The organism is Pseudomonas sp. R1-1, assembly GCF_051132135.1.
Taxonomy (GTDB): Bacteria; Pseudomonadota; Gammaproteobacteria; order Pseudomonadales; family Pseudomonadaceae; genus Aquipseudomonas.
The window spans coordinates 986,526-1,012,284 of the sequence record NZ_CP071663.1; the positions used below are offsets into that span (position 1 = coordinate 986,526).

Genomic DNA, 25,759 nt, shown 5'->3' on the forward strand with positions numbered 1-25,759 from the left:
CTCCCTTTTTGTTACCGCCAGTGTGCTCAGTCGAACACGCCGAAGGTCATGTAGCTGAACCACGAACGGTCAGTGTCGGTGGACTCTGGCTCCGGCTCTTCGATCACGTCGCCGTTTTCGTCTTTCGGCTTGAGCTCGTTCGGGATCGCGTCTTTAGCGTCCTGGAACTGCTTCTGCACGTCCTGGTTGGCGCGGGTTTCGCCCGGCGGCAGCGGTGGACGCGATTCGATCAGGCCCAAAGTCGCCTTGCTCAGGAACGAGCGGTTGTCGGCTTCGGCAACGCGCGGCACGAACTGGCCGTCCTGCAGGCTCGGGTGATCCGGGTAGTTAAGCTTCAAGGTTTCCAGACTGGTGGCCGCCAGATCGTCCAGGTGCAGACGCTGGTAGGCTTCGGTCATCACCGCCAGGCCGTCGCCGACCGATGGGGTTTCCTGGAAGTTTTCCACTACGTAACGGCCACGGTTGGCGGCGGCGACGTAGGCCTGACGGGTCAGGTAGTAGTCGGCCACGTGGATTTCGTAGGCGGCCAGCAGGTTGCGCAGGTAGATCATGCGCTGCTTGGCGTCCGGCGCGTAGCGGCTGTTCGGGAAGCGGCTGGTAAGCTGGGCGAACTCGTTGTACGAGTCACGGGCGGCGCCCGGGTCACGCTTGGTCATGTCCAGCGGCAGGAAGCGCGCCAGCAGGCCGACGTCCTGGTCGAACGAGGTCAGACCCTTGAGGTAGTACGCGTAATCCACGTTCGGGTGCTGCGGATGCAAACGAATGAAACGCTCGGCGGCGGACTTGGCAGCTTCCGGCTCGGCGTTCTTGTAGTTGGCGTAGATCAACTCCAGTTGAGCCTGATCGGCGTAGCGACCGAACGGATAACGCGACTCCAGAGCCTTCAGCTTGGCTGTGGCGCTGGTGTAGCTGTTGTTGTCCAGATCAGTCTGAGCCTGCTGGTACAGCTCGGCTTCGCTGAGGTTTTCGTCTACGACTTCCTTCGATGAGCAAGCAGCGGTCAATGCGAGGATGGCGATCAGCAGCAGGTGTTTCACTTGCATGGCGGCTTGCGTCCCTATGACGGCCGCTGTCTTGGGCGGGGCCGTCCTGTTATGATGAGCGCCCCGTTGAAAAGCCTCGGGGCAAAAGACGCCGTATTTAACCACAAGCGCGCAGCCGAAACCAAAGGCTGTGCCGACGCCCAGTCCGAGCATGTCCGATAAAATAGAACTTAGCGCAGAGGTGCCGTCCGAATTGGGCGGCCAACGCCTCGATCAAGTCGCCGCCCAACTCTTCGCTGAGCACTCGCGCTCGCGCCTTTCCGCCTGGATCAAAGAAGGTCGCCTGACTGTGGACGGGGCGGTGATCCGCCCGCGCGACATCGTGCATGGCGGTGCCGTCCTCGAACTGACGGCCGAGCAGGAAGCCCAGGGCGAGTGGATCGCCCAGGACATCGAGCTCGACATCGTCTATGAAGATGACGACATTCTGGTGATCAACAAGCCTGCGGGCCTGGTGGTGCACCCGGCTGCCGGCCACGCCGATGGCACTCTGCTCAACGCCTTGTTGCACCACGTGCCGGACATCATCAATGTCCCACGGGCCGGCATCGTCCATCGTCTGGACAAGGACACCACCGGTCTGATGGTGGTGGCCAAGACCATCCAGGCGCAGACCAAACTGGTCGCGCAGTTGCAGAGCCGCAGTGTCAGCCGCATCTATGAATGCATTGTGATCGGTGTGGTCACCGCCGGCGGCAAGATCAACGCGCCGATCGGCCGTCACGGCCAGCAGCGTCAGCGCATGGCGGTGATGGAAGGCGGCAAGCCTGCCGTCAGCCACTACCGCGTACTCGAGCGTTTCCGTTCGCACACGCACGTGCGGGTGAAGCTGGAAACCGGTCGTACGCACCAGATTCGCGTGCACATGGCGCACATCAACTTCCCGTTGGTCGGCGACCCGGCGTACGGCGGGCGTTTCCGCATTCCGCCAGCGGCGAACCCGACCATGGTCGAATCGCTCAAGCACTTCCCGCGTCAGGCCCTGCACGCGCGCTTCCTCGAACTCGATCACCCGACGAGCGGTGAGCGGATGAGCTGGGAATCGCCGCTGCCGGAAGATTTCGTCTGGCTGCTGACCCTGCTCAAGCAGGATCGCGAGGCATTCGTCGGATGAACTGGCTGACGCCGGACTGGCCTGCGCCGGCCAGCGTCAGAGCCTGCGTCACCACCCGCGAGGGTGGCGTCAGCGAAGTGCCATTCGACAGCCTGAATCTGGGCGATCATGTTGATGATCGTCCTGAGGCTGTTGCCGAGAACCGTCGTCGTCTGACCGATCACTTCTCCATACAGCCTGCCTGGTTGCAGCAAGTACACGGGATTTCCGTGGCGCAAGCTGATCCGGATGTGGTCGCGACCGCCGATGCCAGTTGGACAGACAAGCCCGGTATCGCCTGCACGGCCATGACCGCCGATTGCCTGCCGGCATTGTTCTGCGATCGCGCCGGCACCCGTGTCGCGGCAGCACATGCCGGTTGGCGTGGCTTGGCGGCGGGCGTGCTTGAAGCCACCCTCGATAGCCTCGATGTTGCACCTGAAGACGTGCTGGTCTGGCTCGGTCCTGCCATCGGCCCGCAAGCCTTTGAAGTCGGCGCGGAAGTTCGCGAAGTCTTCGTCAATCAGTTGCCGGAAGCGGCGACAGCCTTCGTGCCGAGCCACAATCCCGGCAAGTTCATGGCCGACATCTATCACCTGGCGCGCCTGCGTCTGGCTGAACGCGGTGTAACAGCGGTTTACGGCGGCGGTTTCTGCACCGTGACCGATCCGCGCTTCTTCTCTTATCGCCGTGCGTCGCGCACCGGTCGCTTTGCCTCCCTCGTTTGGCTTGAGGCGCCCAGCCTCACAAATACGATTCTTTTTTGACGGCGTCTGTTCCCGTCATGCGGCGTTGCCGCTCCTCGCCATAGCGGGCTATGACTCGTCGCGGCGCCTTGCCTGACGAAAACAGCCACTCGTCAAAAGAGGATCGTATTTGCGAAGCTGGGCGCCAGCTAGACTCTCTGATCTGCATCAACCCTTTGACGCTTGAATCTTGCAGAATCGACCGCATCTATAGCGGTATCTGGCAGGTTTCTTTATTCAGGATGGTTTCTTAGGTCCGGCCTGCTCAAAAGGAAGGTGACCCATGCGTATAGACCGTTTAACCAGCAAATTACAGTTGGCCTTGTCCGATGCCCAGTCGTTGGCAGTCGGCCACGATCATCCGGCGATTGAGCCGGCGCACTTGATGCAAGCCATGCTTGAACAGCAGGGCGGTTCGATCAAGCCGCTGCTGATGCAGGTAGGCTTCGACGTCAACAGCTTGCGTAAAGAGCTGACCAAAGAGCTCGACCAATTACCGAAAATCCAGAACCCGACCGGCGATGTGAACATGTCGCAGGATCTGGCGCGCCTGCTCAATCAGGCCGACCGCCTGGCCCAGCAGAAGGGCGATCAGTTCATTTCCAGCGAACTGGTGCTGCTCGCCGCCATGGACGAGAACAGCAAGCTCGGCAAGTTGCTGCTCGGTCAGGGCGTGAGCAAGAAAGCTCTGGAAAACGCAATCAACAACCTGCGTGGCGGCGAAGCAGTCAACGACGCCAATCACGAGGAGTCGCGTCAGGCACTGGATAAATACACCGTCGACCTGACCAAGCGTGCCGAAGACGGCAAGCTCGATCCGGTGATCGGCCGTGACGACGAAATCCGTCGCACCATCCAGGTCCTGCAACGCCGCACCAAGAACAACCCGGTGCTGATCGGTGAACCTGGCGTGGGTAAAACTGCCATCGCCGAAGGCCTGGCCCAGCGCATCATCAACGGCGAAGTGCCGGACGGCCTCAAGGGCAAGCGTCTGCTGTCGCTGGACATGGGCGCTCTGATTGCCGGTGCCAAGTACCGCGGTGAGTTCGAGGAGCGCCTCAAAGGCCTGCTCAATGAGCTGTCGAAGCAGGAAGGGCAGATCATTCTGTTCATCGACGAACTGCATACCATGGTCGGCGCCGGTAAAGGCGAAGGCTCAATGGATGCGGGCAATATGCTCAAGCCTGCATTGGCCCGTGGCGAGTTGCACTGCGTCGGCGCGACCACGCTCAACGAGTACCGCCAATATATAGAGAAGGATGCGGCGCTGGAGCGGCGTTTCCAGAAAGTGCTGGTCGATGAGCCGAGCGAAGAAGACACCATCGCGATTCTGCGTGGCCTCAAAGAACGTTATGAGGTGCACCACAAGGTGGCTATCACCGACGGCGCGATCATCGCCGCGGCCAAGCTCAGTCATCGCTACATCACGGATCGGCAATTGCCGGACAAGGCCATCGACCTGATCGACGAGGCGGCCAGCCGCATCCGCATGGAGATCGACTCCAAGCCGGAAGTACTGGATCGTCTTGAGCGGCGCCTGATTCAGCTGAAAGTGGAATCCCAGGCGCTGAAGAAAGAAAGCGACGACGCGGCGAAGAAGCGTCTGGAAAAACTCCAGGAAGAAATCGAGCGTCACGAGCGTGAGTACTCCGATCTGGAAGAAATCTGGAACTCGGAAAAAGCCGAGGTGCAGGGTTCTGCACAGATCCAGCAAAAGATCGAGCAATCGCGTCAGGAACTGGAAGCGGCCCGGCGCAAAGGCGATCTGAACCGCATGGCCGAGTTGCAGTACGGGGTGATCCCGGATCTGGAACGCAGCCTGCAAATGGTCGACCAGCACGGCAAGAGCGAAAACCAGTTGCTGCGTAGCAAGGTCACCGAGGAAGAGATCGCCGAAGTCGTGTCGAAATGGACCGGCATCCCGGTGTCGAAAATGCTCGAAGGCGAACGCGACAAGCTGATGAAGATGGAAAGCCTGTTGCACAAACGCGTGATCGGCCAGGAAGAAGCAGTCGTGGCCGTGGCCAACGCGGTACGCCGTTCGCGTGCCGGCTTGTCCGACCCGAATCGTCCGAGCGGCTCGTTCATGTTCCTCGGCCCGACCGGTGTCGGTAAAACCGAGCTGTGCAAGGCGCTGGCCGAATTCCTCTTCGATACCGAAGAGGCGATGGTGCGCATCGACATGTCCGAGTTCATGGAGAAACATTCCGTGGCTCGTCTGATCGGCGCCCCACCGGGCTACGTCGGCTATGAAGAGGGCGGTTATCTGACCGAAGCGGTACGGCGCAAGCCTTACTCGGTAATCCTCATGGACGAAGTCGAGAAGGCGCACCCGGATGTGTTCAACGTCCTCCTGCAAGTGCTCGAGGATGGGCGCCTGACCGACAGCCATGGCCGTACGGTGGATTTCCGCAACACGGTGATCGTGATGACCTCGAACCTTGGCTCGATGCAGATCCAGGAACTGGTCGGTGATCGTGAAGCGCAGCGTGCAGCAGTCATGGACGCGCTGACGTCGCACTTCCGTCCGGAGTTCATCAACCGCGTCGACGAAGTGGTGATCTTCGAGCCGCTGGCGCGTGATCAGATCGCGGGCATTACCGAGATCCAGCTGGGCCGTCTGCGCAGCCGTCTGGCCGAGCGCGAACTGAAGCTGGAATTGAGCCCGGAGGCGATGGACAAGCTGATTGCCGTCGGTTACGACCCGGTGTATGGCGCACGGCCGTTGAAGCGTGCGATTCAGCGCTGGATCGAAAACCCGCTGGCGCAGTTGATCCTTTCCGGTCACTTCATGCCAGGCGACACCGCAACCGGCACCGTCGAGAACGAGGAAATCGTTTTCAACTGATGCCATGTGGCAAGGAAAAAACCGAGGCCCCACATTGTGGGGCCTTTTTTTTCGTTAGGCTGTTGAACTCAAAGGAAAAGGCTTGTAAAGTGCGCCCCGCAGTCAGTCACCGGCAGCGTTTCAACTCACTGGGTTGAAAACTGAAATAAGTTGCAAATCATTAACTTGAAAGCAATTTAGGGGGTTGACAGAGGTGTTCTAGGTTGTAGAATAGCGCGCCTCAGACACACGAACGCAGCGATGCGAAAACGGTGTCGAGAAGCTTCAGGTTTCACCGTTGTAAATTGAAATATGTAGTTCCGTGATAGCTCAGTCGGTAGAGCAAATGACTGTTAATCATTGGGTCCCAGGTTCGAGTCCTGGTCACGGAGCCAATTTCAAACCGGGGTATAGCGCAGTCCGGTAGCGCGCCTGCTTTGGGAGCAGGATGTCAGGAGTTCGAATCCCCTTACCCCGACCATTTTTGGGTCGTTAGCTCAGTTGGTAGAGCAGTTGGCTTTTAACCAATTGGTCGTAGGTTCGAATCCCACACGACCCACCATTTTTGAAACCAGTTAGCGCTGGGATCGAATCTTAAGATCAGAGGCCAAAAGCGCTGATCGAAGAAGGCGATCTTTGAAAGGTCGCCTTTTTTTTACCGGGGTATAGCGCAGTCCGGTAGCGCGCCTGCTTTGGGAGCAGGATGTCAGGAGTTCGAATCCCCTTACCCCGACCATATTGAAAATCCTCGTATCGAAAGATACGGGGATTTTTTTTGTCTGCTGAAAAGATAAATCCCTTCAAGTCGTCATACAACCGGCCGATAGCCCGCTAACACGAGGGGACTGCCATGGCTTCGCCCCTCGCATCTGGCCAATACAAGAATAAGGGCGTTCGTCATGTTGCTTCGTCAGTTGAATATTGCTCCGCGGGCTGCCTTGGGCTTCGCCCTGATCGCGGTATTGGTGGCCTTGCTGGGCGTGTTCGCCCTTAGTCAGATGTCGAGCATTCGCGACAGTGAGGTCGCCGTGGAGACTCAGTGGCTGCCCAGTATTCGCGGCGGCGATGAGATCCGCGAGCTGATGCTGCGTATCCGCACGATCTCCTTGCGCATGGCGCTGGACGAAGACCCGAAGAACATCCCGACGTACCGCGGGCAGATGGATACCCGCGACAAAGAGCTCAGCGAAAAAATCACTGCCTACGACAATCTGGTCACCACGCCCGAGGGCCAGCAGCTCTATGACCAGTTCAAGCAGACCTTTGCCGCCTATCGCACCGGGATTGCCCAATCGTTCACCCTGGCCGAGCAGGGCAAGCGTGACGAGTTGACCAAATTGCTGCTTGTCGACATGAAAACCGTGGTCGATGGCTCCGGTAAACAACTCAATGATCTGGCGGATCTGTTCGCCAAACAGGTCGCGCTGGAAAGCCAGAAGTCAGCTGCCCATTACGCCACGTCGCGGACCATCGTCAGCGTGTTCATCGCCCTGGCGGCGCTCGCTACCGTGGCGCTTGCCATGCTGCTGACACGCAGCATCGTGCGACCGCTGAGCAGCGCAGTCAGCGCCGCTGAAAGCGTGGCTCAGGGCGATCTGACCCGTCCTATCGAAACTCAGGGCAATGACGAAGTCAGCCGTTTGCTCAAGGCACTGGCGACCATGCAGCAGAACCTGCGCGAGACCTTGCAGGGCATCAGCGGCTCGGCCACGCAACTGGCCTCCGCTGCCGACGAACTCAACGCAGTGACGCTCGACAGCTCCCAGGGCCTGCAACAGCAGAACAATGAAATCGAACAGGCGGCCACCGCGGTCAACGAAATGACCACGGCGGTGGAGGAGGTCGCGCGCAACGCCGTTTCGACCAGCGACGCCACTCGCCAATCCAGCGATTCGGCGCAACTGGGGCAGGAGCGGGTCAGCGAGACTGCCAGTGCCATCAGTGCCCTGGCCGCTGATGTGCAGCACACCGGTGAGTTGGTGCAATCGTTGGCCAATCAATCCCAGGACATCGGCAAGGTGCTCGACGTGATTCGGGCGATTGCCGAGCAGACCAACCTGTTGGCGCTCAACGCGGCGATTGAAGCGGCGCGGGCGGGCGAAAGCGGGCGCGGTTTTGCCGTGGTCGCCGATGAGGTGCGCGCGCTGGCCCATCGCACCCAGCAATCGACCCAGGAAATCGAGCAGATGGTGCAGGGCATGCGCAACGGTTCGAGTCTGGCGCTGGAGTCGATGCAGGCCAGTGCCGCGCGTGCCAGCACCACACTGAGCATGGCGGCGCGTGCCGGTGAGGCGTTACAGACGATTACCGCGTCGGTGCACGAGATTCACGAGCGCAATCTGGTCATCGCCAGCGCCGCCGAGGAGCAGGCGCAGGTGGCGCGTGAAGTGGACCGCAATCTGGTCAACATTCGTGATCTGTCGGTGCGCTCGGCCGCGGGCGCCGACCAGACCAGCGCCTCCAGCCATGAACTGTCGAAACTGGCCAATGCCCTGCAAGGCATGGTGCGGCGCTTCCAGTTGTAAACGGCCGGCATGAAAAAGCCGCGCTTGTGGTTAAAAAGCGCGGCTTGATTACCTGCTGAATCAGGCGCCGTCTTGATCCTTCAGATGCTCGAACAGGCCTTTGGGCATCTTCTTGCCATTGGCTTCGAAGTTGGCCTTCACGTTGTTGTAGGCCTCTTGCTCGTCGATGAAGCCGTCGTGGTTGGTGTCGATCTTGTCGAAGTCGGACTTCGGCGCGACCTTGATGAACTCCGCGCGGGACACCTTGCCATCACCGTCGCTGTCGGTCCTGGCCATCGAAGCATCACCGCATTTACCTTCACCGCATTTGCCTTCCGGCGTCTTCACCGAGGTTTCGGCCGAGGCGACCATGTAGCCCTGCGCCAATGGCTGGGCGGCAAATACCGAACCGGACAACATCAGCCCACCGGCGAGCGCGGCGCCGAACAGGCCAATGGATTTTTTACCGAGGGTCGAAGTACGCGACATTGACATTCTCCTGGCTGCACAGCGCAGCCACACGTTAAGGACGAAGCCCTGAGCGGGTGCGCTCGGGTGTGGCCATTAGGCGGCGGCGGTGTATCGCGACTGTGTCGTGGGGCGCGGAGTTTGTAATACAAGGTGCCGATGAATGACGCAGATACAGTGCGAAACATATCTGCCATTCAATACAAAACCATGTGGGAGCGAGCTTGCTCGCGAAAGCGTCAGATCAGTCGGCAACATTATTGACTGACAGAATGCATTCGCGAGCAAGCTCGCTCCCACAGGAACAGTATGTAGCCCGGACTCCGAGCCCGGCACAAGACAATGTGGGAGCCAGCCTGCTGGCGATGAGGGCGTGTCAGGCAAGACATCAGCCGGATGACACTCCGCGATCGCCAGCAGGCTGGCTCCCACAGGGATGGTGTATCGGTCAGAACTCCCGACAGGCCTTGATCAATGCAGCTTCAGACGCGGCTCGGTGCCGCGGCCGATCTTGCTGCCCAGCATCAGCATCGCCGTGCGAAACGGTCCGTATAACGCCATCTGGTGCATGCGGTACAGCGACACGTAGAACATCCGCGCCAGCCAGCCCTCGAGCATGACGCTACCAGTCAGATTACCCATCAGGTTACCCACCGCTGAAAAGCGCGACAGCGAAATCAGCGAGCCGTAATCGGTGTACTTGTACTCCGGCAGGGTCTTGCCTTCGATGCGCAGCTTCAGCGACTTGGCCAGCAGCGACGCCTGTTGGTGTGCCGCTTGCGCCCGTGGCGGCACGTTGCGATCGCTGCCCGGTTGCGGGCATGCGGCGCAGTCGCCGAAGGCGAAGATGTTTTCGTCGCGGGTGGTTTGCAGGGTCGGAAGCACTTGCAGCTGATTGATGCGGTTGGTTTCCAGGCCATCGATGTCCTTGAGGAAACCCGGCGCGCGAATACCTGCCGCCCAGACTTTCAGACTGGCCTTGATCTGGTTGCCGTCGGCAGTGATCAGGCTGTCGGCGGTCACTTCGCTGACCGAAGCATTGGTCAGCACATTGACCCCGAGTTTTTCCAGGGTCTTGTGCACCGGCCCGCTGATGCGTTCCGGCAGCGCAGGCAACACCCGTGGGCCGGCCTCGATCAAGGTGATGTGCATGTTTTCCGGTTTGATCCGGTCCAGACCATAGGCCGCCAGTTCATGCGCCGCGTTGTGCAGCTCGGCCGCCAGTTCGACGCCGGTAGCGCCGGCACCGACGATGGCCACGCTGATCTGCTCGACCACATCGGTCTGCCCGGCGTGGGCACGTAGATAGTGATTGAGCAGTTGCTGGTGGAAGCGCTCGGCCTGCTTGCGGGTGTCGAGGAACAGGCAGTGCTGCGCCGCGCCCTGAGTGCCGAAATCGTTGGTGGTGCTGCCGACGCTGATCACCAGCGAGTCGTATGGCACTTCACGCGCCGGGACCAGCTCGATGCCGTTTTCGTCGTAGGTGGCCGCCAGCTGGATTTTCTTCTGCGCCCGATCAAGCCCGCTCATGCGCCCGAGCTGGAACTCGAAGTGGTTCCATTTCGCTTGGGCGACATAGTTGAGCTCATCTTCGGAAGAGTTCAACGACCCGGCGGCCACTTCGTGCAGCAGCGGTTTCCAGATGTGCGTGAGGTTGGCGTCGACCAGCATCACGCTGGCGGTGCCGCGCTTGCCCAAGGTCTTACCCAGGCGGGTAGCCAACTCCAGACCGCCGGCGCCGCCGCCGACAATGACAATACGATGGGACATAGGGATAACTCGCAAGGTTTTTAAAGGAAATCGGTGCGGTTACCCAAGCGAGCGCGAGGCTGCTCATAGCGTCAGGTAACTGATAAGTCGGCTCAACAGGCCAAGACCAATGGTCACTGCCAGCACCAGCACCAGGAGCATCCACGGCCGGAAAGGCCGGCGCTCGACTCGGTGTTGGGACAGTTGCAGGTACTCTTCGACATGCTTTTGGTCTTCGGGTTTCAGGCGGCTGGTCATATTGGCCTCGTCAGGTAGACGTTGCTGGATGGGCACACGCTACAGCGGTTTTTTATCCGGGGTTGAACGCAGCATAGCCGCTGTCCGGCACCGGTTCGACGCTGACCCGGTCATCGAGGCGAATGATCCCGCTTTGTAACACCCGTGCGGTAATTCCGCCATGTCCGCGCACCGCTTGAAAAGTGCCTGGGCCAAGGTTGTTCTGCAGGCGTGCACAGGGCTGACACCAGCCGGTGGTTTCGAATATTGCCTGACCGATGCGGAAACGCCGACCCTTCAGACTAAACAGATTGATACCGCTTATGACCAGATTGCGCCGCAGGTCTTCGGGCCTGATCGGGTTGTCGTCGGCGCGGCCCATCAAGGCGTTGATCACCGCCAGATGTTCCCACTGAATCAGTGTCACCTGACGCGCGTTGCGCACACCGGGGCGGGCATGATCGCCGGTCAAACCCGCCTCCAGACGTGCCTCAACGGCATCGAGCTCCAGCATCGGTCCGCGTGATTCGGGACGCACGCCGATCCAGCGTACGCGTCCGGTTTGCGGCACATCGGCAATCAATTGTTGAAGTGGCGTCACAGGCTGATCCCGACATCAAAGACGATGCTGCGCCCCAGGTTGCTGCGCAGGAAGTCCGGTGCATCCGGGTGTGCGAACAACACGCGGGCGAACGTCGGGCCGACCAGCGACAGCGAGCGCCAGCCCTGACGCAAATATTCGGTCGGTGGCGGGAAATGACTGTTCAGGTCGAGCACTTCGCGTTTAAGGCTGGCGAAAGCAATGATGTCCAGTTCGCCCAGATCCATGCCGCGTTCCTTGTAGTTGTGGGCTTTCTTGCGCAGGGTCGGGGCGAGCCGCAGGAGAAATTCATTGGCCGGAATACGCTTGGGCTTGGCTTCGCGGCGCACCAGTTGGCTGAGCGAAAAAGCGCTGCGCCGCCTCTGCAATTCATCGCGCCATTCATCGTTGAGCCGGCGTCCTTCGTCGAGCACGAAGAACACTTCGAAGTTGGCGTCACGAAACAGCACATCCGGCGGTTCACCGGCCGGCGCGAATTCGTCGGCGCGGTAGGGGATGTTCAGACCTTGCAGCAGGCGTTGGCAAACCCAACGCTCACGCTCCCATTTGCGGGCATTGGACAGAAAGGCGTTGGCTTGCTCGGCCGCGATGGTCAGCAGGCGTAAATAATCTGAATCATCCATAAGCCCAAGCTTAGCGTTCAAATGCGACAAGCAGATAGCTTTGCATCGACTGGTGCGCATCCGGTGGCGGTGTAGACTGCGACGAGGTGGTATGTCCATGGAGAAGGTGGGGAATAATGATCGGTGCCGAACTGCTGTCCTCGGCGAGTCTGACGCTCGGCTGGCTGATTTATCTGCCAGTGCTGCTGTGGGCGATCGTGCGCGCGCCATGGGTCGAGCTGTTCAGTGACAGTCGGCGTCAGCATTTGCTGTGCGCAACGGTGTTCGCCTTGTTTCTGCTGTGGCTGATGCGCCGGGATTTCGATACTGGCGTGTCTTATCACTTCCTCGGCATGACTGCGGTGACCTTGCTGCTGGACTGGCCGCTGGCGATCATTGGCGGAGTTGTGGCGCAAATCGGCCTGGTGCTGCTCGGGCGACAGGATCTTGCGGCACTCGGGGTCAATGGTGCCTTGTTCATTTTGCTGCCGGTGCTGGTCACCGAATGCGTAGCCATCCTTGTCGAGCGTGCGCAGCCGCGCAATCCGTTCGTGTACATCTTCTGTTCCGGCTTCTTCGCTGCGGCGTTGTCGGCGCTGTTGTGCCTGATTTTCGGCCTGACGCTGCTGTGGTTCGATGGCCTGTTCGCCATGCCGGAATGGCTGGAGGATTTCATCGGCTACGTGTGGCTGATCATATTCCCCGAGGCCTTCATCAACGGCATGATCGTCAGTGCGCTGGTGGTGTTCAGCCCGGAATGGCTGGAAACCTTCAACCGTACACGCTACCTCTCGGCCCCTTGGAATGACGACGATCGCAAGCCTTGATCCACGTCAAATCCGCCATCGGCTGAAAATTTCATGCTCACGCAAATCCCTTCAGGAGCAGCGGCATGAGTGTGTATGAATGGGCTAGGCAGGAAACCCGGCAGAGTCTGGAGATGGCGCAGGAGGTCGGCCTTGATCCGGGGTTGAGCTTGCGCGCCTTGCTCAGTGCTGTGGTGCAACAGAGCAAGGCTGTGCGCAACGCCGAAGACCTGGCGGACGAGTTGCGGTTTCTCGCGGAAAACCTCGACGACGAACAGGACTACGGCTTCATGCGGCCTTGACCGGGCTCAGTGACGCGGATCGAAATCGCCGGAAAACAGCTCGTCCTCGGCATCCGGTGCAACCGGAATCTTGTGTTCTTCCGAGGCCCAGGCGCCGAGGTCGATCAGCTTGCAGCGGTCGGAACAGAACGGGCGAAACTTGTTCGCCGGGGTGAATTCCACGGGGGCGCCACAGGTCGGGCATTCAACGGTTGGGGTCTGGCTCATGCTTGGCCTCCGGATAAAGTCAGGTAAAAGTGATGCAGACGCTCGATCTCGCTGTGCAGCCAGGCGAGGTCGCGGTCGTTGACCACCACGTCGTCGGCGCGGCTCAAGCGGTCTTCGCGGCTCAGTTGGGCCTTGAGGATCGCCTGTACCTGCTCGGCGCTGGTCTGGTCACGTTGCAAGGTGCGTTCGATCTGCAGTGGTTGCGGGGCGTCGATCACCAGGATGCGCTGGGTCATGCTGTATTGCCCGGATTCGATCAACAACGGCGAAACCAGAATCGCATAAGGCGATTTTGCCAGCGCCAGGTGATGGGCGATTTCCTCGGCGATCAACGGATGCAGCAGCGCTTCCAGCCAGCGCCGTTGCTCCGGCACCTCGAAGATCAACTTGCGCAGGGCTGCACGGTTGAGCGTGCCGTCGCTTTGCAGCACATCAGGACCGAAGTGATCGGCAATCTGCGCCAGTGCCGGGCGCCCGGGCTCGACCACCCAGCGTGCCGCGTGGTCGGCATCAACGACATGCACGCCGAGGTCGATGAAGTGCTGCGCCGCCGCGCTTTTGCCGCTGCCGATGCCGCCGGTGAGGCCGAGAATCCAGGGTTTTTCCACAGGGGTATTCATTTCAAACCGACAGACTGCCAATAGAAGTCGGTTATTTGACCACCCCAGAGCAAGGCAATCCAGCCGGCAATGGCCAGATAGGGACCGAAAGGAATCGGCGTCGAGGTTTTCTGCTCGCGCAGGCGCAATAGAATCACGCCGATCACGGCGCCCACCAGCGATGCCAGGAGGATGGTCAGCGGTAGAATCTGCCAGCCGCCCCATGCGCCCAGCAGCGCCAATAATTTAAAGTCGCCGTGGCCGATGCCGTCCTTGCCGGTCAGCAGCTTGAACAGCCAGAACACCGACCACAGCGCCAGATAACCGGCCACCGCCCCCCACAATGCATCGTGCAACGGCACGAACAGCCCGAAGCTGTTGACGATCAGCCCCAGCCACAACAACGGCAGCACCAGCACATCGGGCAGCAATTGATGTTCGGTGTCGATCAGACTCATCCCCAGCAAGCCCCAGGTGAGGAACATCAGCAGCCCCGCCTGCCAGCCGAAACCGAAATGCCAGGCAATGAAGGCCGACAGCACACCGCAGCTCAGTTCAGTCAGCGGGTAACGCTTGCTGATCGGTGCAGCACACGCCGAGCAACGGCCACGCAGGCACAGATAGCTCAGCACGGGAAGGTTTTCCCAGGCGCGAATCCGGTGTGCACAATGCGGGCATTCGGAATGCGGCAGCATCAGGTTGTAATCGGGTTGCGGCGTTTCGATCGGCAGGCCAAGTACATCGTGTGCCTGCTGGCGCCAGTCGCGCTCGAGCATTTTTGGAAGGCGCCAGACCAGCACATTGAGAAAGCTGCCAACCACCAGTCCGAGCAGCAGCGCGGTGCCGACAAAGGCCAGCGGATAGAGGGCGAACAATTCGTCGAGGGGCATATCAGACCGCTGAGCCGAGCTGGAAGATCGGCAGATACATGGCCACCACCAGACCGCCGACGACGACCCCGAGCACGACCATGATGAACGGCTCCATCAGGCTGGTGAGGTTGTCGACCATGTTATCCACTTCCTCTTCGTAAAAGCCGGCGACCTTGTCGAGCATATCGTCCAGCGCGCCGGACTCTTCGCCAATCGCGGTCATCTGCACGGCCATGGTCGGGAAGACCCCGGTGCTGCGCATGGAAAAATTCAGCTGCATCCCGGTTGAGACGTCCTGACGGATTCGCAGGATGGCCCGTTTGAACACGACATTGCCCGCAGCGCCGGCCACCGAATCAAGGGCTTCCACCAGCGGTACGCCAGCGGCGAAGGTAGTCGACAAGGTCCGGGCAAATCGCGCCACCGCAGACTTGTACATCAACGTACCCACCAACGGCAGTTTCAGCATCCAGGCGTCGCGGTGATCGCGTAACGCTTGAGACCTTTTCAGTGCATGGCGGATGCCGAAAAACGCTGCGATCAGTGCGCCGAGAATCGCCCACCACCACGCCTGCATGAATTCAGACAGGCTGATCACCATCAAGGTGAACCCTGGCAACTCGGCGCCAAACCCGGAAAACACCGACTGAAACTGCGGCACCACTTTCACCAGCAAAATGCCGGTCACCACGGCTGCCACCAGGAGGACGGCGCTCGGGTAGGTCATGGCTTTCTTGATCTTGGCCTTGAGCGCTTCGCTTTTTTCCTTATAGGTGGCGACGCGTTCGAGCAGGGTGTCGAGTGCCCCGGACTGTTCGCCGGCATCGACGAGGTTGCAATACAACTCGTCGAAATATTGCGGCTTCTTGCGCAGCGCTGCGGCAAAGCTGTTACCGGCGGCCACCTCTTGTTTAACCTCGTCAATGACTTTGCGCATCGCCGGGTTTTCGAAGCCTTCGCCAATGATGTCGAACGACTGCAACAGCGGCACGCCGGCCTTCATCATCGTTGCCATTTGCCGAGTGAACAGGGCGATGTCCTGAGCCTTGATGCGTTTGCCGAAACTCAGCAACGAGGCCGACTTCTTGCGCACCTTGCCCGGAGTAATCCCCTGTTTGCGCAACTGCGCCTTGATCAATGCGGCATTCTGCCCGCTCAACTCACCGGTGACTTTGCTGCCTTTGCGGTCCGTACCTTCCCAGGCGTACGTGCTGGTTTTCGCTGCCTTGACCGCCATGTTCAATCCTTGGTGACCCGGTTGATTTCTTCCAGGCTGGTGGTGCCTTGCATGGCCTTGTGCAGACCCGCGGTGCGCAGATCGTCGAAGCCGTCGCGGCGCATCTGCATATCGATTTCCAGCGAGTTGCCTTCGGCCATGATCAGGCGTTGCAGCTCAGGCGTGTTCTTCACCACTTCATAAATCCCCACGCGTCCCTTGTAACCGTTGTTGCAGTGATCGCAACCGACCGGCTCGTAGATCGTGAAACTGCCGATGCGTTCCTCAGGGAAGCCTTCCTTGATCAGGGTTTCGCGAGGCACTTCAATCGGTTTCTTGCAGTGATTGCACAGCTTGCGCGCCAGGCGCTGAGCGATGATCAGACTGACCGAGGTGGCAATGTTGAACCCGGGGATGCCCATGTTGTGCAAGCGGGTAAGGGTTTCCGCGGCGCTGTTGGTATGCAGGGTCGAGAGCACGAGGTGACCGGTCTGCGCGGCTTTGATAGCGATCTCGGCGGTTTCCAGGTCGCGGATCTCGCCGACCATGATCACGTCCGGGTCCTGACGCAGAAACGAACGCAGGGCCTGAGCAAAATCCAGCCCCTGGCGCGGATTGACGTTGACCTGATTGATGCCTTCCATGTTGATCTCCACCGGGTCTTCGGCGGTGGAGATGTTGATATCGACGGTGTTGAGGATATTCAGCCCGGTGTACAGCGACACGGTTTTCCCCGACCCGGTAGGGCCGGTGACCAGAATCATGCCCTGCGGCTGTTTCAGCGCGGCCATGTACAAGTCTTTCTGTTCCGGTTCATAACCGAGGGCATCGATACCCATCTGCGCGCTGGACGGGTCGAGAATCCGGATCACCACTTTTTCGCCCCACAGCGTCGGCAGGGTATTGACCCGGAAGTCGATGGACTTGCTTTTCGACAGGCGCATCTTGATCCGACCATCCTGCGGTTTGCGTCGCTCTGAAATATCAAGGCTGGCCATGACCTTCAGGCGCGCGGCGATGCGCCCGGCCAGTTGAATCGGCGGTTTGGCGACTTCACGCAGCATGCCGTCGGTGCGCACCCGCACCCGATAGTTCTTTTCATAAGGCTCGAAGTGCAGGTCGGAAGAGCCGCTTTTGATCGCATCGAGCAGCATCTTGTGGACAAAGCGCACCACCGGCGCATCGTCGGCGTCGAGCCCGCCGATGGTGTCCTGTTTGCTGTCGCTGACGGATTCGACGTCAAGGCCATCGAGGTCGACGTCGGCCATTTCTTCCAGGCCGGTGGCATGACTGTCGAAGAACTTGTCGATGGCATCGCTGAGCTTGTCATCCTCGACCAGAATCGCTTCGGTACTCAGGCCTGTACTGAACTGAATATCACTGATTGCCTGCTGATTGCTCGGGTCGGAGAGGCCGACGAAGAGTTTGTTGCCGCGTCGCCACAATGGTAGAGCGCAGTGCTGGCGTATCAGTTTTTCGCTGACCAGGCCCTTGGGCTGGGTTTCCTTATCGAGGCAACTGAGGTCGAGCAGGGCCATGCCAAAGTGTTCCGAGGCAATCTCGGCGATCTGCCGGCTCTTCACCAGTTTGTTGTGCACCAGGTAGTTCACCAGCGACACGCGATTGCGCTGCGCCTGCTGCCAGGCTTGCTGGGCACCTTGTTCCGTCAGCAGTTCGGCCTGCACCAATTGCTTGGCCAGACCGCTCAGAGCGATGTCATTCATGGGGATTCCGCATGCTTGCCGTTCATGACTTATAGCCTAGTCAAGTGACAGCGCCAAACACGGCCGGTGCAGGTGACAAAAAGTGTCAGATAGTGCGGTTGCAGGTTGTAGGAAACGGCGCAGTGCGCAGTTCGCGTCCATCAGGCAGGGCTCCGGGGCATTGGCATGGCCTATGCTGGGTCTTTTTCAGATCATGAGATTTCCCCTCATGCATGGAGCGTGTCTATGAAAAAACAACAAGGTTTTACCCTGATCGAGCTACTGATCGTGGTGGCGATCATCGGGATTCTGGCGACGATTGCCTTGCCGCAGTATTCGAAATATCAGGCGCGGTCGAAGGTGACGGCGGGGCTGGCGGAGATCAGCGCGATGAAGGTGCCATTTGAGGACGTCATTAACCAAGGAACCGATCCATCACTGACTAACGTCGCGGGCAGTGCGACGGTCACCACTTCCAATTGCTCGGTATCCGCCTCCGGGACAGCATCTTCTGGCGCAGGGTCGATTGTCTGCACGATCAAAAATGCTCCGGGTCCGGTTCTCGATAAAACCATTACGCTGACGCGGTCTTCCGGGACGGGTGCAGGTGTCTGGACGTGCGCTACCACCGTTGCCCCCGACTATTCGCCAAAAGGCTGCACTGCCAGCGGTACGTAAGCCGCTGCGGCAGAATCTGATGCCCCGCCTTTGCGGGGCATTTTTCATGGCGCTGCGCTTGAAAAAAGCTTCAATAATTTCAGCAGCTTATGAACTTTCCAAAAAACCGCAACTTGCATGCGAATAAACCGCGAGTCATGCAAATTGCATGAAAACGAAAATTTCCCGTTTCATTAACTCCTTGTTTTTAAAGGATTTTATTAAAACAAAAAAGTTGGCACAGCGTTCGCAACTACCTTGGTAACCCTGCTGAAGACATCTCCCAGCAGACTTTCCAGAAAAACAGGAGTTACTCGTATGAAGAAGTTCGCTATCACTGCCGCTGCTACCGCTCTGACCCTGACCATGGCTGGCGGCGCTTTCGCCCAGACCACTCAGGCTACCCAGTCGCCAATGGTTCTGGCTGCCGGTGAAGTTACCGAGATGAAGCAGGACACTTCCGATACCTGGATCACCACCAAGGTCAAAGCTGATCTGGTCACCGAAAAAGGCATTCCAGGCACCGATATCAAAGTAGAAACCAACAAAGGTGTGGTATCCCTGTCGTCGACCACCCCAGTGACTGAATCGCAAAAAGACGTAGCCGTATCGATCGCCAAAAAAATCAAAGGCGTTAAAGCGGTCTCCGCTGACGGCCTGAAAGCCGAATAAGGCAAGGCTTCTCGCCTGGACCGGGAGAAGACGCGACAGACGGGCCGAGCCATACGTCTGCCGCACCTTTAGAGTTCATGCGAACGGTCACACGGAGGTGACCATTACAGGCCCCGGCACTTGTGTCGGGGCCTGTTCTATTTCAGGGGCAACACAAAACGAATGTAGGAGTGAGCCTGCTCGCGATAGCGTTCTGTCAGTTGATCAAGCGTTGACTGACAAGCCGCAATCGCGAGCAGGCTCACTCCTACAGGGGATGGGGTTGGATCAGGGGCCGCGTTTGCTGTTGATCTGCCGCAAGCGGTTACCTTCGAAGCGCAGGTATTGATACATGCCGTTGCTCGGGCCGTAGGTCCATTCCTCGACCTGAAACTCCTCGCGGCGGTTGGCGCTGCGCTTGTAGCCGAGCACGTCACGGCTGACCGGCTCGCCGCATTTCTCCAGGACTTCGCTGGTGCGATCGCCAAGGCTGATCAATTGGCTGCCGCAGCGCAGCGTATCGGACGCTGCGGCATGGCTGGCGGCAAACGCCAGCACCCCTGCGACCAGCCATTTGCAACTCATCACTCTGCATCCAGGTGCATTTGCGTCACCACACGACCGTCGCTTTCAGCTTCACCGAGGTTGGCGTCGATGAAATACACGCGGTCATCCTCAAGCTTGCCCTTGTCGACCAGGTAATCCTTGATGGTGCTGGCGCGGTCCTGGCCCAACTGGCGCAGCAACACATCGCTGCCGCTCCAGAACTTGATCACCCCTTCGCGCAGCTTCGCGGTGCGTTCTTCCTTGCCCAGATCCTTCCATTCGGCCGGTGGCTGGGTTTTCAGACGGGTGCGGTAGATGCCCTCGAGCAACGGGGCTTTTTCGCCGTCGGGTACTTGCAGGAGCGAGGCCTGCGCCGGGACTTTATCGCCACGGCGCTGGAGCATCTTGTAGTAGTTGTACTGATATTCACGTTCCAGTCGCTGCTCGGCGAGCAGCGGGCCATCGCTGCTTTTTGCGGCGGTGCCTTCGATTTCCAGACGCAACGCCGGACGTTCCTTGAGCGCCTGAGACAGTTTCACCAGCGCGGCTTCAGCGTCCTTGCTCAGATCGCTGGAGCCCGGTGCGAAGGACACGGTGCCCAGGTCCTCGGAGCCACCACCACTGACCAGCCCGCCAATCATCTTGAACGGCGCCGCGGCGGCTTTGACGATCAGGTTGCGCAGGGTCTGCCAGACAATCGGCATGACGCTGAACTGCGGGTTGTTCAAGTCACCGGTCACCGGCAGTTCGATGGAGATCTTGCCGTCGACGTCCTTGAGCAGGGCAATTGCCAGTTTCAACGGCAAGCTCACGGCATCCGGGCTGTCGACCTTTTCACCGAGCTGCAATTGCTCGACCACCACTTTGTTCTCGGCTTTGAGCTGGCCCTTGGTGATCAGGTAATGCAGATCGAGATTGAGCCGGCCCTTGCGAATTCGATAACCGGCGAACTTACCGGAGTAGGGTGTCAGTGTGGTCAGCTCGACGCGCTTGAAACTGGTGGCGATGTCGAGGCTGGCCATCGGGTCAAACGGATTGACCGCGCCTTTGATGGTGACCGGCGCGTAACGGTCGACCTTGCCTTTGATATCGACGCTGGCCGGTTTCGCCTGCCGGCTGTCGATGGTGCCGATCTGCCCGTTGAGTTGCTGCACGGCGGTGGCGAAGTTCGGCGTCAGGCTGAAGTCGGCGAAGTTGGCCGAGCCATCGTTGATCGCGATGCCGCCGATGTGAATGCCCAGCGGCTTTTCATTGCTCGCCGGTTTCGCGCCTGCGCTTTTTGCGCCGCTATCGGCCGGTTGCGGGATCAGCAGGTCATCAATGTTGGTGCTGCGGTCATCGTTGATCATGAACCGCGCATAGGGCTGAAACAGGTTGACCTTGTCGATCGACAGGCTGTCACCGTGCTGGTAATTCAGGCCTTCGACCACCACTTGCTGCCACTTGAGAAAGTCGCGGGTTTTCAGGGTGTCGAGGGTGTGCAGCTGATCGATCTGCGCGCGCCCGGTCACGTTGAGAGCCAGCGGTTCGGTACTCTTGAGATTGACCTTCAGATCGCTGCCGAGCATGCCGCTGCGCAGTTCCAGGCGAATGAACGGATTGATGTACGACTGGGCGACGCGCAGGTCGATGTCCTGGGTCTTGACGTTGAGTTGCGCGTTGACCGGGGCGAGGTTGAGCGTGCCGTCGGCGAAAATCCTGCCTTGCTTGCCGACGCCGCTGTCGAGCTTGAGCTTGAAGGGCGAACCATTGAGGCTGTCGAAATCTTGCAGATCGACGTTCAGCGGTGTCAGGTCCAGCGCCACCGGCGGCTGTGCCGAGCGATCGGCAAGGTGCACGGTGTAGTTGCGCAATTGCACATCCTTGAGCAGCACTTGCCATGGCTTGCTTGGCGCGGCTGGTTCAGGCTTCGGTGAATCGGCCGCGGCCGGCGTGCTGGCCGGCTCTGCAGCGGCTTTCGCCGCCGGTTTCGACGGTTGGCTGGCAAACAGTTTCTGCCAGTCCAGTTGCTTGTCGGCTTCGAGGGCGGCCCAGGTTTCCAGCTTCTGGCTGCGGATCTTGCCGACCACGACTTGCTGTTTGGCGAGGTCGACGCTGGTTTCGCTGACATCGAGGCGTTCAAGCCTGGCCAGTGGGCGGCCGTCCGGGGCCTTGATGGCGAATGGCGCGATGCTCACCGCGACGTTGTTGAGCAGCAGTTCGGTTTGTTTCGACAGGTTGAGTTTGTAGTCGGTGCTTAGGCTGACGACGCCGTTTTCGAGAACCAGCGGCACCGCGTCGCGCACATAGGGCCAGAAAGCTTTCATCTGGCCGTCGGTGACTTTCAAGGTGCCTTCGGAGGTAAACGGAATCAGGCTGAAATTACCGCTCCAGTCGATCCGCCCGCCAGCCGGGCCGATGGCGACCAGAGTCATGTCGGCACTGTCTTCGGGCAGGGTACTGAGGTTTTTCAGCTCGAAACTGAGGTCGTCGTAGAGAAATTCGATCGGCTCGCTCGGGCGCACGTCCTGAAAGTGCACCACGCCGCTGGCCAGTTTGATGTTGTCGATACGCAGCGGGAACGGCTTGGCGTCGGGGTCGGCGGGCTTCGGTTCGCTGGCCGGCACATTGAACAGGCCGAGCAGATTGAGCTTGCCGTCCTTGGCGAAGAGGATCTCGGTCTTTGGCTTGTCCATTTCGATGCTCGCCAGATGCAGGGCCTTGCTCCACAGGCTGTCGATCTGCAAGTCGGCGTACAGACGTTCGAAGCCGACCTGCTCCTTGCCCGGCTCGCCGATGACCAGCCCCCACAGTGTGACTTCAAGGCTGAACGGGTTGAGCTCGATACGCTGGATATGCGCAGGTACGGTCGCGTAATTGGCGAGTTGCTGATTGGCTACCCGCAGCGCAATGCCCGGCAAAATCAAAAACCCCAGCAAGCTGTAGAGCGCCAGAGCGGTTAGCAAGGCGCCAATCGCGCGAATCAATCCTTTGGGCATGTGCGGCTTCATCTGTCTGAATCGGAGTGCCTTGGAGTATGGCACGCGATTCTGGTTCCGAAGTGCTTGATGTGGGGCAGGATTGTTCAGAAATTTTTGTAGGAGAAAATCTCTATTGTAGGAGTGAGCCTGCTCGCGATAGCGGTGTGTCAGTCAGCAATACTGGTACTGACAGACCGCTATCGCGAGCAGGCTCACTCCTACAGGGAAAGGGGCGTGTCTAGAAGAAGGCGTCAGAGCTGCAGAATCAGCGTCTTCAACGGCGGTTGCTGATCCATCGAAGGGAAATCGGCGCCCGGGGTCATCACGCTCCACTCGCGCACTGGCCGCCCGGCCTTTTCCGCACAGCGCAAAACCTGTTCACGCCAGTCGTCCATGCTGACCTTCGCCAGATTGTTGCAGCAGATCAGCACGCCGTTCTCGGCGGTGGTCAGCAGGGCAGGTTTGAGCAGGCTTTGATAGTCGCGCAGCAGGTCGACGGTGCCGAACGCGCTTTTCGCCCAAGCCGGTGGGTCGAGCAGCACCAGATCATATTGACGCTGTTCGAGGCGTTGGTAGCTCGGCAGTTTTTGCCCGCGCCGCTGGCTGATCGGCAGACCGGCGAGCTGGCGGATGGCCGGGAAATAATCGGACTGGATGAACTGCATTTCCGGCAACTGCGGGTTGAGCAGACCGTTTTCGCGACCGACCGCCAGATTGCCTTCGGCGAAATCCAGGTTGCACACCTCGCGCGCACCACCGGCCGCAGCGCTCAGCCCCACGCCGCAGGTGTAGGCGAACAGGTTGAGCACCGATTTGCCTTTGGCGTGATCCTTGACCCAGCCGCGGGTGTTGCGCAAATCGAGAAACAACAGCGGATCCTGCCCGGCATGGCGCCCGCGCACGCGATAGTTTAGGCCCCATTCGTGACCGACCAGATCCGCCAGCGCGGCTTCGTCGGCTTTATAGACGTGGTCTTCGCGATCAATGCGCGAATTGCCTCGGGAACGGTCGTTGTAGACCAGCAGGGATTCAAAGCCCAGCGTCTGGTTGACCATGGCATGCAGTTGCAGCAGGTCATCGCGCTCCATCGTCTGGTGGAAACTCTGCACCAGCAGTTGCGGGCCGTAGCGGTCGATGGTCAGGCCGCCGGCGCCTTCCTGGCTGCCGTGGAACAAGCGATAGCAATCGGTGCCCTGGCTGTGCAGCTCAGCAAGCAGGTCCTGACGTTGATCGAGGGCGGCGCGCAGCGCCTGATTCAAGGAAGACATGCGGGCGCCTTGCTGAGGGGGAATAGGGCGCGGGAGTTTAACAGTTTGACGTGAGATCGCGTGATGGCCTTCGCGAGCAGGCTCGCTCCCACAGGTGACCGCAACCAAATGTGGGAGCGAGCCTGCTCGCGAAGCTTTTCTGAAGCCTATTGATTTAAACGCTTATCGACCAATGTCTGCACCACACCCGGATCAGCCAATGTCGAGGTGTCACCCAGGCTGTCGAGTTCGTTACAGGCGATCTTGCGCAGGATCCGCCGCATGATCTTGCCCGACCGGGTTTTCGGCAGGGCTGGCGCCCACTGGATCAGGTCCGGTTTGGCGAAGCTGCCGATTTCCTTGCTGACGTGCGCCAGCAGGTCCTTTTTCAGCTCGTCGTTCGCTTCGGTGCTGTCCATGGGCGTGACGAAGGCGTAGATGCCCTGGCCTTTGACGTCGTGCGGGTAACCGACCACGGCTGCTTCGGCGATGCTGTCGTGCAGCACCAGTGCGCTTTCGATTTCAGCGGTGCCGATGCGATGCCCGGAAACGTTGATCACATCGTCAATGCGCCCGGTGATCCAGTAGTCGCCATCTTCATCGCGGCGCGCGCCGTCGCCGCTGAAGTAATAGCCGGGGTAGGGCTTGAAATAGGTGTCGACCATGCGTTGCGGGTCGCCATAAACGCTGCGGATCTGCGCCGGCCAACTGGACTTGATCGCCAGCACGCCGCTGCCGGCGCCTTGGATTTCCTTACCCTGTTCATCGAGCAACACTGGCTGCACACCGAACATCGGCTGTGTGGCGCAACCGGGTTTGATCCGCTGGGTGCTGACCAGTGGGCTGAGCATGATGCCGCCGGTTTCGGTCTGCCACCAAGTGTCGACGATCGGGCAACGCTGTTCGCCAACCACGTTGAAATACCATTCCCACGCTTCCGGGTTGATTGGCTCACCGACGCTGCCGAGTAATCGGAGGCTCTGCCGCGAAGTTTCCTTCAGCGGCCCGGCACCTTCGCGCATCAACGCGCGCAGTGCGGTCGGCGCGGTGTAGAAAATGTTGACGTTGTGTTTATCGATGACCTGCCAGAATCGCGAACTGCTCGGGTAACTTGGCACTCCTTCGAACATCAGCGTGGTTGCGCCGTTGGCCAGCGGGCCGTAGACAATGTAACTGTGGCCGGTGACCCAGCCGACGTCGGCGGTACACCAGAACACTTCGCCGTCACGGTAGTCGAGCACGTATTTGAAGGTCATCGCCGCTTGCAGCAGGTAGCCGCCGGTGGTGTGCAGCACGCCCTTGGGTTTGCCGGTGCTGCCGGAGGTGTAGAGGATGAACAGCGGGTCTTCGGCGTCCATCGGTTCTGGAGGGCAATCGTCGCTGACCTCGCGCACGGCCCGGTGATACCAGACGTCGCGGCCTTCGGTCCACTCGACCCCACCCTGGGTGCGCTCGACCACCACCACGGTGCTGACGTCAGGGCAACTCTGCAGGGCTTTGTCGACATTCTGTTTCAACGGCACGAACTTGCCGCCGCGTACGCCTTCATCGGCGGTGATCATCGTGCGGCAATCAGCATCGAGAATACGGTCACGCAATGAGTCGGGGGAGAAACCGCCAAACACCACCGAATGGATGGCACCGATCCGTGCGCAAGCGAGCATGGCGTAAGCCGCTTCCGGGATCATTGGCATGTAGATGCACACCCGGTCGCCTTTTTTCACCCCACGGCTTTTCAGCACATTGGCCAGTCGGCAAACGTGATGGTGAAGTTTTTTGTAGGTGATCTGCGCTGATTCGGCAGGGTCGTCGCCTTCCCAGAGCAGCGCGGTCTGTTCACCGCGTTTTGCGAGGTGGCGGTCGATGCAGTTGTAGCTGACGTTGAGTTTGCCACCGGCAAACCAGGCGGCTTCACCGGTTTGCAGATCGCAGCGCTGCACGGTCTGCCACGGCGTGCTCCAGTCGAGGAAGCGTGTGGCCTGTTCGGCCCAGAAGGTGTCGGGGTGTTCAATGGATTCGCGGTACAGACGCCGATAATCGTCCTGACTCAACTGAGCAGCCCGGCGCACGGCATCGGCTTTGGGGAACGTACTGATATCGAACATGACGGTTCCTTATTCTTG

General features: G+C 59.7%; 22 protein-coding genes, 4 tRNA genes and 2 pseudogenes. 13 read left to right on the forward strand and 15 right to left on the reverse strand.

Annotated elements, in window-relative coordinates; translation table 11 throughout:
- Window positions 1–26: 26 nt before the first annotated feature.
- A complete protein-coding gene (locus tag J3P75_RS04610) occupies window positions 27–1,043 on the reverse strand; it encodes an outer membrane protein assembly factor BamD (protein ID WP_090286399.1) in 1,017 nt (338 codons plus the stop codon).
- A gap of 151 nt (window positions 1,044–1,194) precedes the next feature.
- Here J3P75_RS04610 and rluD point away from each other — a divergent pair, with 151 nt between their 5' ends.
- The 9 genes and pseudogenes from rluD to J3P75_RS04655 all read left to right on the forward strand — a co-directional run.
- The gene (rluD, locus tag J3P75_RS04615) at window positions 1,195–2,157 is read left to right on the forward strand and encodes a 23S rRNA pseudouridine(1911/1915/1917) synthase RluD (protein ID WP_203419539.1); all 963 of its coding nucleotides are present in this window, start codon (window positions 1,195–1,197) and stop codon (window positions 2,155–2,157) included.
- A complete protein-coding gene (gene pgeF / locus J3P75_RS04620; protein ID WP_434709465.1) occupies window positions 2,154–2,903 on the forward strand; it encodes a peptidoglycan editing factor PgeF in 750 nt (249 codons plus the stop codon). The genes rluD and pgeF overlap by 4 nt, the downstream gene beginning before the upstream one ends.
- Window positions 2,904–3,165: 262 nt before the next feature.
- Entirely contained in the window at window positions 3,166–5,730 is a 2,565-nt protein-coding gene (gene clpB, locus J3P75_RS04625; RefSeq protein ID WP_206415672.1) for an ATP-dependent chaperone ClpB, read from the forward strand.
- A 298-nt stretch (window positions 5,731–6,028) separates the two neighbouring features.
- A tRNA-Asn gene (locus tag J3P75_RS04630) sits at window positions 6,029–6,104 on the forward strand.
- A 9-nt stretch (window positions 6,105–6,113) separates the two neighbouring features.
- A tRNA-Pro gene (locus J3P75_RS04635) sits at window positions 6,114–6,190 on the forward strand.
- A gap of 5 nt (window positions 6,191–6,195) precedes the next feature.
- A tRNA-Lys gene (locus J3P75_RS04640) sits at window positions 6,196–6,271 on the forward strand.
- 97 nt (window positions 6,272–6,368) lie between these two features.
- Window positions 6,369–6,445: transfer RNA gene (locus tag J3P75_RS04645), tRNA-Pro, on the forward strand.
- Window positions 6,446–6,608: 163 nt separating this feature from the next.
- Window positions 6,609–7,331, forward strand: a pseudogene (locus J3P75_RS04650) (MCP four helix bundle domain-containing protein); the annotation flags it as partial.
- A 303-nt stretch (window positions 7,332–7,634) separates the two neighbouring features.
- Window positions 7,635–8,234: pseudogene (locus tag J3P75_RS04655) on the forward strand (methyl-accepting chemotaxis protein); the annotation flags it as partial.
- Between the two features lie 60 nt (window positions 8,235–8,294).
- Here the strand turns inward: J3P75_RS04655 and J3P75_RS04660 are convergent.
- From J3P75_RS04660 to J3P75_RS04680, 5 genes are all read right to left on the reverse strand, one after another.
- Window positions 8,295–8,702 (reverse strand): HvfA family oxazolone/thioamide-modified RiPP metallophore, encoded by a 408-nt coding sequence (locus J3P75_RS04660; protein ID WP_206415673.1) that lies wholly within the window; start codon window positions 8,700–8,702, stop codon window positions 8,295–8,297.
- Between the two features lie 450 nt (window positions 8,703–9,152).
- Complete coding sequence (locus J3P75_RS04665; RefSeq protein WP_090286386.1) at window positions 9,153–10,451, reverse strand: NAD(P)/FAD-dependent oxidoreductase; 1,299 nt, start codon at window positions 10,449–10,451, stop codon at window positions 9,153–9,155.
- A gap of 63 nt (window positions 10,452–10,514) precedes the next feature.
- Complete coding sequence (locus J3P75_RS04670; protein WP_127651957.1) at window positions 10,515–10,688, reverse strand: DUF3094 family protein; 174 nt, start codon at window positions 10,686–10,688, stop codon at window positions 10,515–10,517.
- Window positions 10,689–10,740: 52 nt separating this feature from the next.
- Window positions 10,741–11,268 carry an MOSC domain-containing protein gene (locus J3P75_RS04675; RefSeq protein WP_206415676.1) on the reverse strand — a complete coding sequence of 176 codons (528 nt, stop codon included), beginning with the start codon at window positions 11,266–11,268 and terminating at the stop codon, window positions 10,741–10,743.
- Window positions 11,265–11,891 (reverse strand): DUF1780 domain-containing protein, encoded by a 627-nt coding sequence (locus tag J3P75_RS04680; RefSeq protein ID WP_007909887.1) that lies wholly within the window; start codon window positions 11,889–11,891, stop codon window positions 11,265–11,267. Before J3P75_RS04680 ends, J3P75_RS04675 begins: the two co-directional genes overlap by 4 nt.
- A gap of 116 nt (window positions 11,892–12,007) precedes the next feature.
- Between J3P75_RS04680 and J3P75_RS04685 the strand changes: the two genes are divergently transcribed.
- Both J3P75_RS04685 and J3P75_RS04690 read left to right on the forward strand, forming a co-directional pair.
- Window positions 12,008–12,697 carry an energy-coupling factor ABC transporter permease gene (locus tag J3P75_RS04685; protein ID WP_434709466.1) on the forward strand — a complete coding sequence of 230 codons (690 nt, stop codon included), beginning with the start codon at window positions 12,008–12,010 and terminating at the stop codon, window positions 12,695–12,697.
- Between the two features lie 65 nt (window positions 12,698–12,762).
- Window positions 12,763–12,978, forward strand: a complete 216-nt coding sequence (locus tag J3P75_RS04690; RefSeq protein ID WP_434709467.1) for a hypothetical protein — start codon at window positions 12,763–12,765, stop codon at window positions 12,976–12,978.
- A gap of 6 nt (window positions 12,979–12,984) precedes the next feature.
- Here the strand turns inward: J3P75_RS04690 and yacG are convergent, their stop codons facing one another.
- The 5 genes from yacG to pilB are packed head-to-tail and all read right to left on the reverse strand — an operon-like array spanning window position 12,985 to window position 17,596.
- On the reverse strand, window positions 12,985–13,185 hold the full coding sequence (gene yacG, locus J3P75_RS04695; protein WP_206415680.1) for a DNA gyrase inhibitor YacG: 201 nt from the start codon (window positions 13,183–13,185) through the stop codon (window positions 12,985–12,987).
- Complete coding sequence (coaE, locus tag J3P75_RS04700) at window positions 13,182–13,805, reverse strand: dephospho-CoA kinase (protein WP_434709468.1); 624 nt, start codon at window positions 13,803–13,805, stop codon at window positions 13,182–13,184. Before coaE ends, yacG begins: the two co-directional genes overlap by 4 nt.
- Complete coding sequence (locus J3P75_RS04705) at window positions 13,802–14,674, reverse strand: prepilin peptidase (protein ID WP_434709470.1); 873 nt, start codon at window positions 14,672–14,674, stop codon at window positions 13,802–13,804. Before J3P75_RS04705 ends, coaE begins: the two co-directional genes overlap by 4 nt.
- A 1-nt stretch (window position 14,675) precedes the next feature.
- Complete coding sequence (locus J3P75_RS04710; protein ID WP_434709471.1) at window positions 14,676–15,893, reverse strand: type II secretion system F family protein; 1,218 nt, start codon at window positions 15,891–15,893, stop codon at window positions 14,676–14,678.
- Window positions 15,894–15,895: 2 nt separating this feature from the next.
- Complete coding sequence (pilB, locus tag J3P75_RS04715) at window positions 15,896–17,596, reverse strand: type IV-A pilus assembly ATPase PilB (protein ID WP_434709472.1); 1,701 nt, start codon at window positions 17,594–17,596, stop codon at window positions 15,896–15,898.
- Between the two features lie 225 nt (window positions 17,597–17,821).
- On the opposite strand from pilB, the gene J3P75_RS04720 reads away from it, so the two are divergent.
- On the forward strand, window positions 17,822–18,253 hold the full coding sequence (locus J3P75_RS04720) for a pilin (protein WP_122607925.1): 432 nt from the start codon (window positions 17,822–17,824) through the stop codon (window positions 18,251–18,253).
- Between the two features lie 297 nt (window positions 18,254–18,550).
- Window positions 18,551–18,904, forward strand: a complete 354-nt coding sequence (locus J3P75_RS04725; RefSeq protein ID WP_203419527.1) for a BON domain-containing protein — start codon at window positions 18,551–18,553, stop codon at window positions 18,902–18,904.
- Between the two features lie 267 nt (window positions 18,905–19,171).
- Here the strand turns inward: J3P75_RS04725 and J3P75_RS04730 are convergent, their stop codons facing one another.
- The 4 genes from J3P75_RS04730 to acs form a co-directional block, all read right to left on the reverse strand.
- Window positions 19,172–19,468: a DUF2845 domain-containing protein gene (locus J3P75_RS04730; protein WP_434709473.1), complete on the reverse strand. Its 297-nt coding sequence runs from the start codon at window positions 19,466–19,468 to the stop codon at window positions 19,172–19,174.
- Window positions 19,468–22,419, reverse strand: coding sequence for a DUF748 domain-containing protein (locus J3P75_RS04735; RefSeq protein ID WP_434709474.1), 2,952 nt, complete (start codon window positions 22,417–22,419; stop codon window positions 19,468–19,470). Before J3P75_RS04735 ends, J3P75_RS04730 begins: the two co-directional genes overlap by 1 nt.
- Before the next feature lie 221 nt (window positions 22,420–22,640).
- Window positions 22,641–23,657 (reverse strand): class I SAM-dependent rRNA methyltransferase, encoded by a 1,017-nt coding sequence (locus J3P75_RS04740; protein WP_434709475.1) that lies wholly within the window; start codon window positions 23,655–23,657, stop codon window positions 22,641–22,643.
- Between the two features lie 146 nt (window positions 23,658–23,803).
- Window positions 23,804–25,741 carry an acetate--CoA ligase gene (gene acs, locus J3P75_RS04745; RefSeq protein WP_434709476.1) on the reverse strand — a complete coding sequence of 646 codons (1,938 nt, stop codon included), beginning with the start codon at window positions 25,739–25,741 and terminating at the stop codon, window positions 23,804–23,806.
- Window positions 25,742–25,759: the final 18 nt, after the last annotated feature.

Excerpts from the sequence above, each read along its gene's own strand:
- J3P75_RS04610 (WP_090286399.1), bottom strand. The coding sequence starts at position 1,043 with ATGCAAGTGAAACACCTGCTGCTGATCGCCATCCTCGCATTGACCGCT.
- rluD (WP_203419539.1), top strand. The coding sequence starts at position 1,195 with ATGTCCGATAAAATAGAACTTAGCGCAGAGGTGCCGTCCGAATTGGGC.
- pgeF (WP_434709465.1), top strand. The coding sequence starts at position 2,154 with ATGAACTGGCTGACGCCGGACTGGCCTGCGCCGGCCAGCGTCAGAGCC.
- clpB (WP_206415672.1), top strand. The coding sequence starts at position 3,166 with ATGCGTATAGACCGTTTAACCAGCAAATTACAGTTGGCCTTGTCCGAT.
- J3P75_RS04660 (WP_206415673.1), bottom strand. The coding sequence starts at position 8,702 with ATGTCGCGTACTTCGACCCTCGGTAAAAAATCCATTGGCCTGTTCGGC.
- J3P75_RS04665 (WP_090286386.1), bottom strand. The coding sequence starts at position 10,451 with ATGTCCCATCGTATTGTCATTGTCGGCGGCGGCGCCGGCGGTCTGGAG.
- J3P75_RS04670 (WP_127651957.1), bottom strand. The coding sequence starts at position 10,688 with ATGACCAGCCGCCTGAAACCCGAAGACCAAAAGCATGTCGAAGAGTAC.
- J3P75_RS04680 (WP_007909887.1), bottom strand. The coding sequence starts at position 11,891 with ATGGATGATTCAGATTATTTACGCCTGCTGACCATCGCGGCCGAGCAA.
- J3P75_RS04685 (WP_434709466.1), top strand. The coding sequence starts at position 12,008 with ATGATCGGTGCCGAACTGCTGTCCTCGGCGAGTCTGACGCTCGGCTGG.
- J3P75_RS04690 (WP_434709467.1), top strand. The coding sequence starts at position 12,763 with ATGAGTGTGTATGAATGGGCTAGGCAGGAAACCCGGCAGAGTCTGGAG.
- yacG (WP_206415680.1), bottom strand. The coding sequence starts at position 13,185 with ATGAGCCAGACCCCAACCGTTGAATGCCCGACCTGTGGCGCCCCCGTG.
- coaE (WP_434709468.1), bottom strand. The coding sequence starts at position 13,805 with ATGAATACCCCTGTGGAAAAACCCTGGATTCTCGGCCTCACCGGCGGC.
- J3P75_RS04705 (WP_434709470.1), bottom strand. The coding sequence starts at position 14,674 with ATGCCCCTCGACGAATTGTTCGCCCTCTATCCGCTGGCCTTTGTCGGC.
- J3P75_RS04710 (WP_434709471.1), bottom strand. The coding sequence starts at position 15,893 with ATGGCGGTCAAGGCAGCGAAAACCAGCACGTACGCCTGGGAAGGTACG.
- pilB (WP_434709472.1), bottom strand. The coding sequence starts at position 17,596 with ATGAATGACATCGCTCTGAGCGGTCTGGCCAAGCAATTGGTGCAGGCC.
- J3P75_RS04720 (WP_122607925.1), top strand. The coding sequence starts at position 17,822 with ATGAAAAAACAACAAGGTTTTACCCTGATCGAGCTACTGATCGTGGTG.
- J3P75_RS04725 (WP_203419527.1), top strand. The coding sequence starts at position 18,551 with ATGAAGAAGTTCGCTATCACTGCCGCTGCTACCGCTCTGACCCTGACC.
- J3P75_RS04730 (WP_434709473.1), bottom strand. The coding sequence starts at position 19,468 with ATGAGTTGCAAATGGCTGGTCGCAGGGGTGCTGGCGTTTGCCGCCAGC.
- J3P75_RS04735 (WP_434709474.1), bottom strand. The coding sequence starts at position 22,419 with ATGAAGCCGCACATGCCCAAAGGATTGATTCGCGCGATTGGCGCCTTG.
- J3P75_RS04740 (WP_434709475.1), bottom strand. The coding sequence starts at position 23,657 with ATGTCTTCCTTGAATCAGGCGCTGCGCGCCGCCCTCGATCAACGTCAG.
- acs (WP_434709476.1), bottom strand. The coding sequence starts at position 25,741 with ATGTTCGATATCAGTACGTTCCCCAAAGCCGATGCCGTGCGCCGGGCT.